Genomic DNA, 14643 nt, shown 5'->3' with positions numbered 1-14643 from the left:
TCTGCCTAATTATTGAGGGAAAATAATACCTTCAAAGTTTTAGTTGTAAATTGCTGATAATCAAAAGTATAGTGGGCTGTGTGGCGGGCCGTTTGGAAAGCCTCTCTTAACTCAGCCTACATACTTAATAGCATGGTGGTAATTTCATGCTTCTCGGTAATTTTTAGCACGAAGAAAACTTAGATTGGCTGAAATTTTTTCCATACGCACCGCCAAACACGAACATTATTCCCTCCAGGCATCATGTCTGAAAACAGGGCTTGTTTTTCACCACCAACTTTTTCGTAAAAAAATCGGGCTGAGTGGTTGTCTTCGAGGACCTTTAAGTAGAGTTTGGGTTGGTTGAAATGTTGAAGACTCCAGTCAGATACTTCTTGCATCAGATCTCTACCAATTCCCCGTCCTTTAAAAGAAGGTAGTACGTGAAGATTGTCAATAAATGTCCCAAATTCATCGGTTTGACTTCCGTAAGCGCAAACAAAGCCAACGACGATATTGTCTATTTCTTTGACAAAAATAATTTGATTAGCTGGAGGCTCATTTATTTTCTGCGTCCAAACCTGAATCCGATCTGCCAGGACGTGGTTGTCCAGATAATCATCTGAAAGCATTCCTCGATAACTGTTTTGCCAACTTAATGCGTGTAGGTTAGCGATTGTTTCAATGTCGTTAGGGGTAGCAATTCGGTAATTGTTCATTTTTTTTAAGTAAAGAGTATTCAAAAATAATAGGAAGTTTGGAAGACTCCTAGGATAGATTTATACGAGCATTTGTATTTTTGTGCCCACCATTAACTGCCGATGCTATGCTTGCTCCCTTGCCCGAACGTATGCGCCCGCGCACGCTCAATGATTTTATCGGCCAACCCAAACTATTGGGGGCCAACGGTGCTTTACGTCGGGCTATCCAAAACAATTTGGTGCCGTCCATGATTTTGTGGGGGCCGCCGGGTGTAGGAAAAACAACGCTGGCGCTACTCATTGCCGAATCGACCAAACGAACCCTCTACAGTTTGAGCGCGGTAAGTTCTGGAGTGAAAGAGTTGCGCGATGTGTTGGCGCGCCCGTCTGGTCTTTTTTCGCCCGTAGTGTTTATTGATGAGATTCACCGCTACAACAAAAGCCAACAGGATGCGCTGCTTGGCGCGGTCGAAAAGGGACAAATTACCCTCATTGGCGCAACCACCGAAAATCCTTCCTTTGAAATCAACTCGGCGCTGCTGTCGCGCTGTCAGGTGTATATTTTAGAAGCGCTCGGAAAAGAAGAATTAATAAAAATGCTGCACCAAGCGGTGGAAAAAGACGAAGACTTGAAGACCAAAACCATTCAGTTTGAGTCGTATGATGCCCTGTTGCGGTTGTCGGGTGGTGATGGACGAAAGCTGTTGAATCTGCTGGAATTGGTGGTTAATGCCCATAGTCAGGAGGAACTGATTGCGATTACCGATGAAATGGTGACCGAAGTAGCCCAGCAAAACATGGCGCGTTATGACAAATCGGGAGAGCAACATTATGACATTATTTCGGCTTTCATCAAATCGCTCCGGGGAAGTGACCCCAACGCGGCCCTTTATTGGATGGCCCGCATGATAAAAGCGGGGGAGGACCCCGATTTTATCGCCCGGCGTATGTTGATTATGGCTTCCGAAGACATTGGAAACGCCAATCCGACGGCAGTAATCATGGCCAATGCCTGTTTGCAGGCCGTTAAGGTGATTGGCTATCCGGAGTCTCGCATTATCATGTCGCAGGTGGCGGTGTACTTGGCTACCTCTCCCAAAAGCAATGCGAGTTATTTGGCCATTGATGAGGCATTGGCGTTGGCCGAACAAACCGCGCATTTGCCCGTGCCGCTGCATCTACGCAACGCCCCGACGAAGTTGATGAAAGAAATCGGCTACGGCAAAAACTACCAATATTCTCATAATCATCCTGGAAATTTTGCGGCTCAAAACTTTATGCCCGACGAGCTAAAAGGCACTGTTTTGTACCAACCAGGACAAAATGCCCGGGAAAATGAAATTCGTAAACAATTGCAAAAATGGTGGGGCGAATGGTACGAATATTGAAAAAAGCTTTACAATACGCTCCTTGGTTGGTGCTTTTTGCCTCGTTGATTGGATATTTGGGTGAATACAGCCGTTGGTTTGATCATTTTTCCAGCTTCCGGGTTCAATACTGCTTTTTAAGTTTGATGTTAGCCATTTGGCAGCTTTTGCGGAAGCAATGGGCATTGACGGCCCTGAGTTTAGCGCTATTTGTAGGAAATGCTTGGTTGATAGAGAATTGGTTATTCTCGTCAAAATCAGTTTCGCAACATAAAGCTGATTTTAAGGTTTATCACGCTAACGTTCTTTTCAAAAACCATGATTATTCGCTCGTTACCCAACAGATTCGGGAAGAAAAACCTGATTTTTTTTCCATCAATGAAGCCACACCGCCGCTTATTGCGCACTTAAAAAAGACGTTTGCGCAAGAATATCCGCATTCTTTTGTGGTTTTTGCCAAAAATGACACCGAGGTGTTTGTGGCAAGTCGTACGCCGATTGTGGTTGACTCAGCGGCGACTTTTGCCGTGAGAGGGTTGATGCGATTGACCACGATTGTCAAAAACAAACCCTTGACCATCATTGCGTGCCACGCCTACAACCCCATCAAGGAAGTGGATTTTATAATCCGTAATCAAGAATTGAAGCACATTGCAGCATTGTTGACCCAAGAACGAAATCCAACGCTCGTGATTGGCGATTTAAACATCACACCTTGGTCGGTTATTTACCAAGATTTCATAATGAAGTCAGGGCTAACCAATTGCCGCGAAGGGTTTGGTCTTCATCCAAGTTGGCCGGTTTGGATGCCACTCATGTTGATTCCGATTGACCATTGTTTGATCAACAACCGATTAGAAACGGTCGTATTTCAGACTGTAAAATACACCAAGTCTGACCACTATCCATTGGTCATTCAGTTGCGTTTTCGGCCCTGATTTATTGATTTTTTGCTTTCATTCGGCCAATAGCCGCCCGTGTAAAATCCGACAGGACGAGTCGGCCGCTGATGGCTGCACGCTCGGTCAAAAGGGTATTCCAATGTTCTGTTCCTTGCCAAAATACTTTCTTCAATTCTTGTAAAGCAGCAGGATGGTAGGCCGTGAGAGAACGTGCAAAGGCGCTGAGGGCCGTATCCAATTCGGCGGTTGTTTCAAAAACCTCGGTATAAAGACCTTTGTCTTGGGCCCAAGTGGCGGAGTAAAAGGTAGAAGCATTGAGCGTAAGTTGTGAAAAGGCTGATACGCCTATCTTGCGCTCAATGGCAGGCCCTACCACAAACGGGCCGATTCCAATCAATAATTCACTCAACCGAATGGAGGCGTGTTGGGTGGCAAAACAATAGTCGGTTGCAGCGGCTAAACCTACCCCGCCACCTACGGCTTTGCCCTGTACCCGCCCTAAAACAATTACTGGACTCGTACGACAAGCATTGATGACGTTGGCGAAGCCCGAAAAAAAAGTCAAGCCTTCTTCTTCGTTTTGAATCGTGGCTAGTTCGTCAAAACTTGCGCCCGCGCAAAATGTACGCTCACCTCCGCTTTGTAAAATAATGACTTTTGTGGCAGGATTTTGACCCGTTTCTTGGATAGTTTCGGCCAACTGCCGCAAAAGAAAACTTGGCATGGCGTTTTGGGCAGGGTGAAAAAACGTAATCGTAGCGATTCCTTCGGGAGAAAGGTCGACGGTGACATGAGGTTCCATAAGCGGATTATCGTTTACGACGCGAGGATTTTTCGTAAGGCTGATACCAACACTTGTTTGGGTCGTCAGGTTTGCGATGGAAAAACGGAGCGTACAACCCAAAGTAAAAGTCTAATCCTTGGGGTTTACCAATGTCCAAAAGCCCTCCTAGATGGTCGGTACCGATGATAACTGGGCCGATTCGGGTGGCTAATCCCATGGTAAATACTCTGTAATTGTCGACCATGGCTAAAGGAGTGGAAACTTCAAACCATTTGGTTTCGTAACGGGGTGTTATGGCAAAAACCGATTGTGGTTTTATATCCAAATAGTTTTTGCCGCGTAAGCCCTGCACCCAAAGCGCATTGACGTACAATCGATTTTTGTGATGATAGTCAAAACTTGCATTGAAAGAAGTGGGCAGACCAACGGTCCATCCTCGGGGAGTATCGGCAGGCCGGACATTGATGCTTCGGTTGACGGCATCAATGGCAGCACCACTGCTTGGCAGACTGTTGAAATTAATGTAGGAGAATTGGGCCGCAGGAGGGTCAACGTCGATTTCTCGTACATAATTTAAGTTTTTGTAGCGGATAGCCCCAATATCTGTCAGCGCCGCTGAAATACGGTATTTGTATTTATTTTTGTTGGGGTCGTGGTGCCGACCGCCTCGTGGTCCACCGATTTTGAGTTTTTGTACGTCTGGCCGGTACTCATATACTGCCCCGAGGTCAAAGCCCCAGCCACCTCCTGCCGAGCGGTTTCCGAACAGAAATTGGGGGTTAAGTCCTAGATTAGAAAAGGCTTCTTCGGTAGTGTAGCCGTAGGTAGCCTGTAATTTGGAGGCCAGAATAAATTCACGTTCGGGGTTGAGACTTTCAACGTTGATTCGGTAAGCCGCGTCTTGCATATCGGCATGGACATTATAAACCCCAACCAATCGCTTCACGGTCACGCCTACTTTCAGAAAGTCTTCATCCCAATCGGCCAGTACGGCACCAAAAGTAGCGCCTATTTCTACTAGGCCGTTGGTCGACAACTTGGCGGTTTGATTGGTGAAATCCTTACTTTGTAATTCAACCAAATTGGTTCCGTAGCGAATCACACGCGCCGTTTCTTCCGATACATCCGTCAGGTTGAGGGTATACCTACCTCGGGTAGTAAGTGCTATGGCAAAGCGGTTGTTTTTGAAAGAAAATAAGGCAGATGGCCCCCGTAAATCTCCGCCAGTATGAAAATGTTTGGGTTTACCGTTGAGGCGTTCGGCATAATAGGCGTCTTTCCAGATAATTAGACCACGTTCGCTGCGGTATTTCTGGGAAACACTGTTGGTGATTAAACTTACAAATGAGTAAGGAGCATCGTAACGAAGGTAGTTATTGATTAGAAAAAAATCGTTGCCAATAAGATTGATGTACAATTTATGTCGAGAGTCGGCGGCATGAGCAGGGTTTAGAAAAAGTGCGTTTGTACCTGCATAATTGCTCGAAGATAGCCCCAGCCAGTGTTGAGCTTGGACAGATATGCAACTCAGTATTCCAACAATAATGACCAAAAGGCGACGTGTCATCCCGAAAGAGTAAAGTGTTAGTTTGTATTAAAACCAGCGGAAAATAAGATTTGTTGGAAATACTATATCTTCCATTTCAAGAAACGTAAAAAGGTGACGCAAAGTACGATATAATCATACAATTTAAGAAATGTAAAATGAATGGGATAAATTGAGGTAGAAAATTTGGCTAAATCGTTATTTTGTACATATCTTGTTCGGCAAAACAAATAACTCACCTACTTTTTCGCCATTATGCATTTCTCTTTTAAAAATTATGACACCGAGAAGTTTTACGATGAAATGTTTTCGTCGGACGGCAAGATTCGCCCCGGCTGTGAGGCATTTAAACAACGCGTAGAACAACTGACGCAAACCGAATTGATGAATCGCCAGCATACCGCCGAAAGGGCGCTGATGTCAATGGGGATTACGTTCAATGTTTATTCTGAAGGAGAAGGAACCGAACGTATTATGCCGCTTGACATTATCCCGAGGGTAGTAGCAGGCGAGGATTGGAATCGACTGGAAAAAGGACTTATTCAGCGGATTACGGCCCTGAATATGTTTATTGACGATATCTACAACGACCAGAAAATTCTGGATGATGGAGTGGTGCCGAGAGATTTGATTGAAACCTCAAAATGCTATCTCGAAGCCTGCAAGGGGTTAAAACCCCCGAAAGGAATTTGGTGTCACATCACAGGTACAGATTTGATTCGGGGCGACGACGGAACATTCATGGTTTTGGAAGATAATCTCCGTTGCCCGTCGGGCGTGTCTTATATGCTGGAAAATAGAGAGTTGTCAAAGCAGATTTTTCCCGAGGTCTTGGCCCGCACAGGTGTACGGCCAGTATCTGATTATCCAGCGCGTTTGTTTGAAATGCTTAAATTTATTGCCGACCGTCCCGATCCAAACATTGTGGTACTGACGCCGGGAATTTATAATTCAGCTTACTTTGAGCACTCTTATTTGGCGCAGCAAATGGGCGTTGAACTCGTTGATGCCCGCGATTTGGTGGTTTCGGGAGGATACGTAAAAATGCGAACAACCCGTGGGTTTGAGATTGTTGACGTAATCTACCGTCGTTTGGATGATACGTTTTTGGACCCGCAGGCGTTTAATCCGCATTCGCTCATCGGGATTCCGGGAATATTTGATGTGTACAAAAAAGGCCGCGTAGCCCTTGCCAATGCTCCTGGAACGGGCGTTGCCGACGATAAAGTGATTTATGCGTACGTGCCGCGCATTATCAAGTATTATCTGGATCAAGAAGCGATGATTCCTAACGTTCAAACGTACATTTGTCGCGAAGCCGATGACCTCAAATACGTACTTGAAAACGTGGAAAATCTGGTCATTAAAGAAGCCAACGAAGCAGGAGGCTACGGAATGCTCATTGGGCCGAAAGCGACCAAAGAAGAACACGAACTGTTCCGTCAGAAAATCAAAGACAATCCCCGTAACTACATTGCCCAGCCCGTGATTTCGCTCTCACGCGTGCCTTGTATCGTGGACGACCACGCCGAAGGTCGCCACGTAGATTTGCGCCCTTATATTCTTTACGGCGATGGTATCAACGTCATTCCGGGCGGACTCACGCGCGTTGCGTTGCGCAAAGGTTCGTTGGTCGTAAACTCATCGCAAGGCGGGGGTGGAAAAGATACTTGGGTAACGTATTGATAATTAAATATTTATAATACATTTCTATTTCTTTTTATAAGCCCCTTTTCAAAAGGGGCTTATTTTTTCAAAAATAATTGATAAAAATCTTGACATACCAATTAGTATGTATACCTTTGTGGCACCATGACAGATACACGCACCGAAATATTGCACAAAAACTACGAAGCCATTCACCGCAATGGCTTTCAGGGAGTTCGTGCCGATAAGGTGGTGGCTGAAATGGGTATTACGAAGGGGGCGTTGTATCATTACTTCCCCAATAAGTTTGATTTAGGGTACGCTATTTTAGACGAGTTGCTGGCGCCTCACTACCTAAAAATCTGGGAATCGTTTGAACGCGCCGAGAAAAATTTTGGGGTTGTTTTATTAGGCGTATTAGAATCATACCGAGATTTTGCCAAAACTGATGAAGAAATCAAGCTTGGTTGCCCACTGACCAATCTTACGCAGGAAATGCCGCCTTTGGATGAAGGGTTTCGCAAAAGATTGCACCGAATTACCCACCAAATGCAGTTACAGGTTGAGACAGGCCTAAAAAATGCCCAATTGGCAGGAGAATTTAAGCTTGATTTTAACCCAACTCAGACCGCTTTTTTCTATTTATCGGCCATTGAAGGAGGTTTTAGCGTGGCCAAAGCCATGCAAAGCCGGGCCGCTTTTGAGATGGTTATTGCCCAATTAAAACAATTTTCCGAAGGACTTAAAGTCTGATTTTTTTTGCGCAAATACATACCAACTAGTATGTATGTATACTGAAATACAAATTTAAATTTATTAAAACCAAAGAAACATGTACGTTATTACAGGAGCCACCGGACACACCGGGCACATCATTGCCGAAGAGCTGCTTGCAGCAGGAAAAAAAGTAAAAGCCGTTGTTCGCAACGCAACAAAGGGGGCCGCATTGGCCGAAAAAGGAGCCCAATTGGCCGTCGGTGATTTGGAAGATGCCGTATTTCTGAAAGAAACATTCAAAGGTGCCGAAGCCGTTTATTTGATGGTTCCGCCCAAGTGGAACATTACCGATTGGCGGGCGTATCAGCGTGAAATCATTCAAAATTTTGTGGACGCATTGCAGGGGTCCGGCGTAAAATACGCCGTGGTCTTGAGTTCAATGGGGGCACACATGCCAACGGGTGCCGGACCCGTAAGTGGATTGTACGATTTAGAACAGGCACTTAAAACCGTAGAAGGGTTGAACGTGCTCAATTTGCGCGCAGGCTATTTTATGGAGAATTTCTTCGGCAACATCGGCTTAATCAAGGCTGCTGGGATTCAGGGATATACGCTCAACGAGGACTTAAAGGTTCCGTTGGTGCATACGCACGACATTGCAGAAGTGGCCGTTAAGCATTTTTTAACGCTTGATTTTGAAGGTCATTCCCATGTTTTTGTGGCGGGAGCGGCCGATTATACCATGACGGAAGCAACCGCTATTTTGAGCGATGCCGTTGGAAAGCCTTTTCACTATGTACAGTTTTCGCCTGAAGATGCCCGGGCGGGGATGATTGGCGCGGGCCTTCCCGAAACCATCGCTGACGGTTACAACGAACTTTTTGCGGGTTTAAACTCGGGAGAGTATCTCAATGGTTACGAGCGTGATGCGTCCAATACCACACCGACAACGTTTGAAGATTTTGCTAAAAAAGAATTTGCCGTGGCATTTAATGCAGCAAGCTAATATTTTACTGGCGGTTGTTGAATCCTCAACAACCGCCAGTAGCCTCATTTATGACTAGGGTTTTTATTGATAATTTTAGAATTGATGGGAAGATTTGCCTTGGTAGGCGTTTGAGGGCTAATGGCCCTTTTTTGATTTTAAATAACTCTACCATACAAAATCATGACAACCGACGTTGTATATCTTTCCTATAAAAATCAATACTATGAAACAATTCTTAACGCTTACTTTTGCGTTGGCGGGAGCCATTTCAGTACAAGCACAACAAGGAACGATTGAATACAAAATGACCATGTCGGGGCAAGGGCAAAGTAATGTATCGACCAGCAAAATGCAATTTGCGAGTGGAAAAGTACGGATGGAAACCAGTCTCAATATGCCCGGAATGTCGCACAAGCAAGTGATGCTGATGTTGCCCAATAAGCCCAATACCATGATTATGCTGAATGAGGGGGCTAAAACCTACACCGAAGTAAATACCAATTCGGCCCCCAAAGACCCCAACGCCGCTAAAGTGACGGTAAAAGTGGTAGGAAAAGAAAAGCTTCAAAACCTCAATTGCACACACATCGTGGTGACCATGAGCAACCGCCCCATGGATATGTGGACCACCAAAGACATCGCCGGCTATGAAAGCATGATGGGTTATTGGAAATCAAACATGAGCGGCGGCAATGACCAAATGTACAGCGAACTGAAAAAAGCGGGTGCTGAAGGTTTTGTGGTCAAAACGCAAATGAAAAATAAAGAAGGGGGGATGACGATGGAGTTGGTGAAATACGATACTAAGCCCGTGTCGGCCGCCCTGTTCAATATTCCAGCTGACTATAAAAAAGGTACGTCCATTGATCCAAACAAAATCCAGAATATGACGCCTGCCGAGCGTAAAAAAATCATGGAAGAAATGATAAAACAACACGGCAACAAGCAATAATGATTAATACTTGCCAAGACTCGAAATGGAGACGCGGAGTCTTGGCAAGTATTGTATAAGCCTTTATTTGTTTCCGATATCGTATTTGTCGTTGTATTTTTTGTACTGGCGTTTGTGGCGGTCGTCGAGGTCGGTCTTTCGGCCCCTGATGAAAGCGTGTTCAATGCCGTTGGAGCGCATATCCAAAATGTCGCCTTTGCAGACCACGAGCGTGGCCAACTTCCCTTTTTCCAACGTCCCTACCTGTTTGTCAACGCCCAGAATTTTGGCGGGGGTAGACGTAATCATTTTTAACGCTTCTTCGCGGTCGAGGTTGCCAAATCCTGCGGCGGTTCCCGCCACAAATGGTAAGTTGCGCGTACGCCAATAGGCTTCGCCATAACTTAACGCAACCGTTACGCCCGCTTTTTGCAGCAACGAAGGCAGTTGATAGGGCTGATACACTGGCTCATCCTGACGGTTGGGGAGGCGGTGGGTTTCCCCCAAGACCACGGGAATATTGTTTTCTTTCAGAAAATCTACCACCCGCAAAGCATCTTCTGCTCCTACAATGACTGGTTTCTGAACCCCGTGCGATTTGGCAAATTTGACAGATTCGATAATGTCTTTGCTGTTGTCGGCGCGGATGTACAAGTTTTGATTGCCACTAAATAGCCCCCGCAACGCTTCCAATTTGAGATTGGTAATGCTTGGATTTTTGATTTGGCTGTACGCGCGGGCATCCGAAAACAATTGCGCAAGATTATTGATTACCTCCTGACGGCGGCTGTTTCGCTGGAGGCTTACCGAAAAATCCTCGAAGTTGAACTCACGGGCAAAAAATGGCGGCCACGTCAGCCACAAGCCATCGTCTTTTTTCAGAACAGCATCTTCCCAGTTCCATCCGTCGAGTTCCATCACCGACGATGAGCCCGAAATCGTACCACCTTGGGGAGTCGCTTGAGTAAGCAATAATCCATTGTTACGCAAAGTAGGAATGACTTCAGAATCAGTATTATACGCAACCAATGCCCGAACGTTGGGATTGAGCGCCCCGATTTCCTGGTTGTCGGTAGTGGCCCGAACCGAACTGATTTCGACCAAGCCCGTCGTGGCGCCCATGGCAATGAGGCCCGGATAAAGGTGTTTGCCAGTTACGTCAATGATTTCGGTGGCGTTGCGGTCAAAAGTCGTACTTGCATCGCCTACGGCAGTAAGGATTCCTTTGTCAAAGACCACCGTTCCTTTGTCAATCACGGTTCCGTTGCCTACATGAACGGTGCCCCCCACCAACGCAATTGGCTTGGTTTGGGGCTTGGCAGGGGCGGGGTTTTGTGCCGATACGGGCTGAAATAAAAGACCCGAAATAAGAAGTAAGAAATAAGAAATAGGCCGTAAGAAATAAGATGCCTGAGCAAAATATAACTTATGGACTTTTATAGGATAGTTAGAAGGTCTTCCAGTTCTCATGTAATTTCGAAAGTTTAGCACCGAGATATTCAGTATCGGTAGTTAGTTCTTTGTATGATTCTTGACTAATATACAGACAATCTAAGGCGAATAATAACCAACATTTAGTCTCTTCAAGAGAGCCGATGGAGTCGATTAAATGTCTTTTGAATGTATTTTCAAATCTTCGCTTTCCCCAACCTTCTGCAATATTTGCTGCAACGGAGCAAGAGGAACGTCGTATTTGATCGGTTAAGGAGTATTTTTCTTCAGAAGGAAATTTTGTACTGAGCCAAAAAATTTTCATGGCTAATTGATGAGCCAAAGTATAAACTTGTAAATCTCGGAATGTTTGGATGGGTGTTTTATTATCCATGATGTATAAAAGTCTTGACTCCTACTTCTTACTTCCTGTTTCTCTTTTCCTATTTCTTTTCCTCCTCGCTTTGCTCTTCGCCTTCTGCCATTACGCCCTCTACATCTTCGCAATGCCACATACGCTGACGGCGGAAAGGCGGACGGATGGCGGTAGCGCCGCCCGTTTTGGCCGAAATCATTTTCTGCACCAAACGAGCGCGTTCCTTTTCTACTTCGTCGCGTCGTTTGTCGTCGCCTTCGGTGGAGTAGTAAATCGCCCCTTCCACAATGGTATAGTCAGGACGGGCGTAAATAGAAAGCGGGTGGTTGTTCCACAAAACCAAATCGGCATCTTTGCCCGTCTTGATGCTGCCCGTACGCTTATCTAGGTGCATGATTTTAGCGGGATTGATGGTCACCATTTTAAGGGCTTCGGTCTCGGCAATGCCACCGTACTCTACCGCTTTGGCGGCTTCCTGATTGAGGCGGCGGGCCATTTCGGCGTCGTCGGAGTTGATGCTGGTCAATACGCCCACTTTGGTCAAAATGGCGGCATTGTACGGAATCGCGTCTTTTACTTCCATTTTATACGCCCACCAATCGGCGAAGGATGAACCTGCGGCCCCGTGTTTTTTCATTTTATCGGCTACTTTATAACCTTCCAAAATGTGCGTAAACGTGTTGATTTTGAAGCCTAAAGAATCCGCCACTTTCAGAAGCATATTGATTTCAGATTGTACATACGAGTGACAAGTAATGAAGCGCTTAGCGTTGAGAATTTCAACCAACGCGTCCAGTTCAATATCACGGCGAGGCACGGGCATTCCGATTTTGGTCTTCATCGAATTGTACGAATCCCAGGCGCGCTCATACTCGCGGGCGCGGGTGAAATGATCCATAAATACCTGCTCAACGCCCATGCGCGTTTGCGGATAACGGCTCGTTGGATTGCCGCTGTTGGCCTGTTTTACGTTTTCGCCCAGGGCAAATTTGATAAACTGCGCTTCGGGCAGGAGCATGTCCGAAACATTGCCGCCCCATTTCAACTTCACCACGGCCGATTGTCCACCGATGGAATTTGCGGAGCCGTGCAACAGCTGCGACATGGTGACGCCGCCCGCCAATTGACGATAAATATTAATATCGTCGGGGTTGATAACATCGCTCATGCGTACTTCAGCAGAGCTGGATTGACCACCCTCATTGATGGAGAAAAGCGCGATGTGTGAGTGCTCGTCGATGATACCAGGCGTTAGGTGTTTGCCTGTGCCGTCAATCACGCGGGCGTTGGCGGCAGAGAGGTTTTTGCCAATGCGGGCAATTTTGCCGTTTTCCACCAATACATCACTGTTGGGCAATATCCCTGCGTCGTCGCTGGTCCAAACGGTGGCATTTTTAATCAACAACGTTTCTGATTTTGGTTTTTCAGCATTTCCAAACCCAACAAATGGAAACAACGGTTTTCCTACATTAGGAGCAGGTTTGCGGGTCGAGTCGCGGCGTGCTTCGGTCAATTTTATGGGCTCCTGCAAGGTAGCCTCCCACTTGGTAGGCGTACCTTTGGCGGTTTCGCCGCTTCCTTTAAATCCCGTTCCTTCCCGGTAGCCCGTCAGGCGGGTGGTGGCGTTGGGGGCTTTTCGGTCGGTTTGAAAATTGAGCGAAATCAGGTCGTTGAGGTAAGTGACTTTCGGCGTAATTTTTACGGTGTCGCTCAGTACAATTTGATATTCAGGTTTCTCGGGTTTTCCAGATATGGTTAATTTCCCTTTTTCGGCCTCCATGCTTAAGTTGTACGTTCCTCGAATATCGGCTTGATTGAGGTTATTGATGATGTATTTTTTGCCCCTAATCCAGTTTTCGTAGATGACGTTATCGGCGTTGAACAAATTGCCCGAAGTAATGATAAAATTGGCCCAAGCGCCCGTTTTGAGACTTCCTACTTTATCGTCGCATTTGAGGAGCTGGGCAGGAGCCGTCGTGAGCGCTTCCAGTGCTTTGGTTTCCGACAAACCGTATTCAATGGCTTTGCGCAGGTTGGTCCAAAATTCCGTTTTTGTTTTGAGCAATGCCGACGTCAGTACAAAACTAACGCCTGCTTTCTCCAAGGCCGCCGCGTTGGCGGGAGCCATTTCCCAGTGTTTCATTTCGGCAAGGCTCACGTTGTCGGCATCCCAAACATCTTCTACATCGAAGGCCGCTGGAAAGTTGAGCGGAACAATAAGTGAACCGCCGGCTGCTTTTATTTCGTCAATGCGCTGGTATTCATCGCCATTGCCGCGAAAAATATATTGCGTTTTGAATTCGTCACCCAGTTTATCGGCCCGGAGCAAGCTCCATTTGTCGGTTGCTTCAAATACGGTCGGCAATCCGCTCAGGGCATTAAAAGCGTCGAGTGAGATGTTGTATTCAACATTTTTGCCTGCGTTTTTATACCATTCGGCATCGTAGTAAGTTTGGCGCAACAACGCCATCGCGCCCATGGGTGAGTTGGGGTATTGTTGGCCAGAAGAGCCTTTGCTGAACGATAAATGGGCCGAAACGGGACTGCGAACAATGACGCTGTTTTCGCTATCGGTAGCCAAGGTTACGAGCGCACCGCTACCGCGTACGATGCCGTCGTGGTGGTGAGTAAGCACTGTGGCAAAGCCCAATTTGCGCATTTCATCGGCTTTGGCATTGTTGACGGTAAATAATTTCCCTGCTTCCGTTTCGGGATTAAGGGCCTGATTCCAGCCGTAAGCGCCTTTTTTGTTGGATTCAATCTGCTGCGGAGTGCCGCGTCCGCCACCTTGGGTGCGTTTGACTTCGGGCATTCCGTAGTCCGATTCCATGTCAATCAGAGCGGGATAGATGCGCTTGCCTTTGAGGTCGGTTACGACGGTTCCGTTAGGAATTTGTAGGTCTTTGCCCACGCCAACGATTACGCCATTTTTGATGAGTAAAGTGCCATTTTCGAGTACGTTGCGCGCGTCAATGTAAATGGTGGCGTTGGTGAAAGCGTACAATTCGGGGCGCTCGTCATAAACGCCGTTGCGGGGGAAAGTGGGTGTTTGGGCCCAGATGCACGAACATACCGATAGCGTGATGAGAAGGGTAATCAGTTTTTTCATGAAGTGATACAGATTTTAGATTAGGTTATGGTTTCCAAAGCTACTTTGGAAAAATGTTGAAAAAAAGGGGGGCGTAAAAAAGTGCAGTTATTTACTAAAAAGATGATGCAATGCTTTGGATAACGTACTAGCTCGGCGCTTTCATTGTAAAACAAAAGCCTTTGT

The 14643-nt window shown here is 46.3% G+C and carries 12 protein-coding genes; 6 read left to right on the top strand and 6 right to left on the bottom strand.

The genetic code is table 11. The features are described from left to right. Nucleotides 1-179: 179 nt before the first annotated feature. Nucleotides 180-722, bottom strand: a complete 543-nt coding sequence (locus NCI00_RS22790) for a GNAT family N-acetyltransferase (RefSeq protein ID WP_253531630.1) — start codon at nucleotides 720-722, stop codon at nucleotides 180-182. Nucleotides 723-805: 83 nt separating this feature from the next. Between NCI00_RS22790 and NCI00_RS22785 the strand changes: the two genes are divergently transcribed. Together NCI00_RS22785 and NCI00_RS22780 are read left to right on the top strand one after the other, a co-directional pair. Beyond that, nucleotides 806-2068, top strand: a complete 1263-nt coding sequence (locus tag NCI00_RS22785) for a replication-associated recombination protein A (protein ID WP_253531627.1) — start codon at nucleotides 806-808, stop codon at nucleotides 2066-2068. Next, nucleotides 2053-2985 carry an endonuclease/exonuclease/phosphatase family protein gene (locus NCI00_RS22780; protein WP_253531624.1) on the top strand — a complete coding sequence of 311 codons (933 nt, stop codon included), beginning with the start codon at nucleotides 2053-2055 and terminating at the stop codon, nucleotides 2983-2985. Before NCI00_RS22785 ends, NCI00_RS22780 begins: the two co-directional genes overlap by 16 nt. Before the next feature lies 1 nt (nucleotide 2986). Here the strand turns inward: NCI00_RS22780 and NCI00_RS22775 are convergent, their stop codons facing one another. Continuing rightward, nucleotides 2987-3751 carry an enoyl-CoA hydratase/isomerase family protein gene (locus NCI00_RS22775; RefSeq protein WP_253531621.1) on the bottom strand — a complete coding sequence of 255 codons (765 nt, stop codon included), beginning with the start codon at nucleotides 3749-3751 and terminating at the stop codon, nucleotides 2987-2989. Between the two features lie 7 nt (nucleotides 3752-3758). After that, nucleotides 3759-5300 carry a DUF5723 family protein gene (locus NCI00_RS22770; protein ID WP_253531618.1) on the bottom strand — a complete coding sequence of 514 codons (1542 nt, stop codon included), beginning with the start codon at nucleotides 5298-5300 and terminating at the stop codon, nucleotides 3759-3761. 234 nt (nucleotides 5301-5534) lie between these two features. Between NCI00_RS22770 and NCI00_RS22765 the strand changes: the two genes are divergently transcribed. The 4 genes from NCI00_RS22765 to NCI00_RS22750 all read left to right on the top strand — a co-directional run bounded on the left by NCI00_RS22765 (nucleotide 5535) and on the right by NCI00_RS22750 (nucleotide 9583). Then, the gene (locus NCI00_RS22765) at nucleotides 5535-6965 is read left to right on the top strand and encodes a circularly permuted type 2 ATP-grasp protein (RefSeq protein ID WP_166560073.1); all 1431 of its coding nucleotides are present in this window, start codon (nucleotides 5535-5537) and stop codon (nucleotides 6963-6965) included. Between the two features lie 126 nt (nucleotides 6966-7091). Further along, the gene (locus NCI00_RS22760) at nucleotides 7092-7679 is read left to right on the top strand and encodes a TetR/AcrR family transcriptional regulator (protein WP_253531615.1); all 588 of its coding nucleotides are present in this window, start codon (nucleotides 7092-7094) and stop codon (nucleotides 7677-7679) included. Between the two features lie 79 nt (nucleotides 7680-7758). After that, a complete protein-coding gene (locus tag NCI00_RS22755; RefSeq protein ID WP_253531613.1) occupies nucleotides 7759-8649 on the top strand; it encodes an NmrA family NAD(P)-binding protein in 891 nt (296 codons plus the stop codon). Nucleotides 8650-8854: 205 nt separating this feature from the next. Beyond that, complete coding sequence (locus NCI00_RS22750; RefSeq protein WP_253531610.1) at nucleotides 8855-9583, top strand: DUF4412 domain-containing protein; 729 nt, start codon at nucleotides 8855-8857, stop codon at nucleotides 9581-9583. 63 nt (nucleotides 9584-9646) lie between these two features. Here the strand turns inward: NCI00_RS22750 and NCI00_RS22745 are convergent, their stop codons facing one another. From NCI00_RS22745 to NCI00_RS22735, 3 genes are read right to left on the bottom strand one after another with little or no spacing between them, the layout of a single operon-like run. Then, a complete protein-coding gene (locus NCI00_RS22745) occupies nucleotides 9647-11032 on the bottom strand; it encodes an amidohydrolase family protein (protein ID WP_253531606.1) in 1386 nt (461 codons plus the stop codon). Then, complete coding sequence (locus NCI00_RS22740; protein ID WP_253531603.1) at nucleotides 11010-11387, bottom strand: four helix bundle protein; 378 nt, start codon at nucleotides 11385-11387, stop codon at nucleotides 11010-11012. Before NCI00_RS22740 ends, NCI00_RS22745 begins: the two co-directional genes overlap by 23 nt. A 49-nt stretch (nucleotides 11388-11436) precedes the next feature. Continuing rightward, the gene (locus tag NCI00_RS22735; RefSeq protein WP_253531600.1) at nucleotides 11437-14478 is read right to left on the bottom strand and encodes an amidohydrolase family protein; all 3042 of its coding nucleotides are present in this window, start codon (nucleotides 14476-14478) and stop codon (nucleotides 11437-11439) included. Between the last annotated feature and the right edge of the window lie 165 nt (nucleotides 14479-14643).

Origin of the sequence: Runella salmonicolor (assembly GCF_024158025.1) — a bacterium.
Taxonomy (GTDB): Bacteria; Bacteroidota; Bacteroidia; order Cytophagales; family Spirosomataceae; genus Runella; species Runella salmonicolor.
The sequence above is the reverse complement of the archived record's forward strand: the minus strand, read 5'-3'. Positions and strand labels throughout refer to the sequence as shown.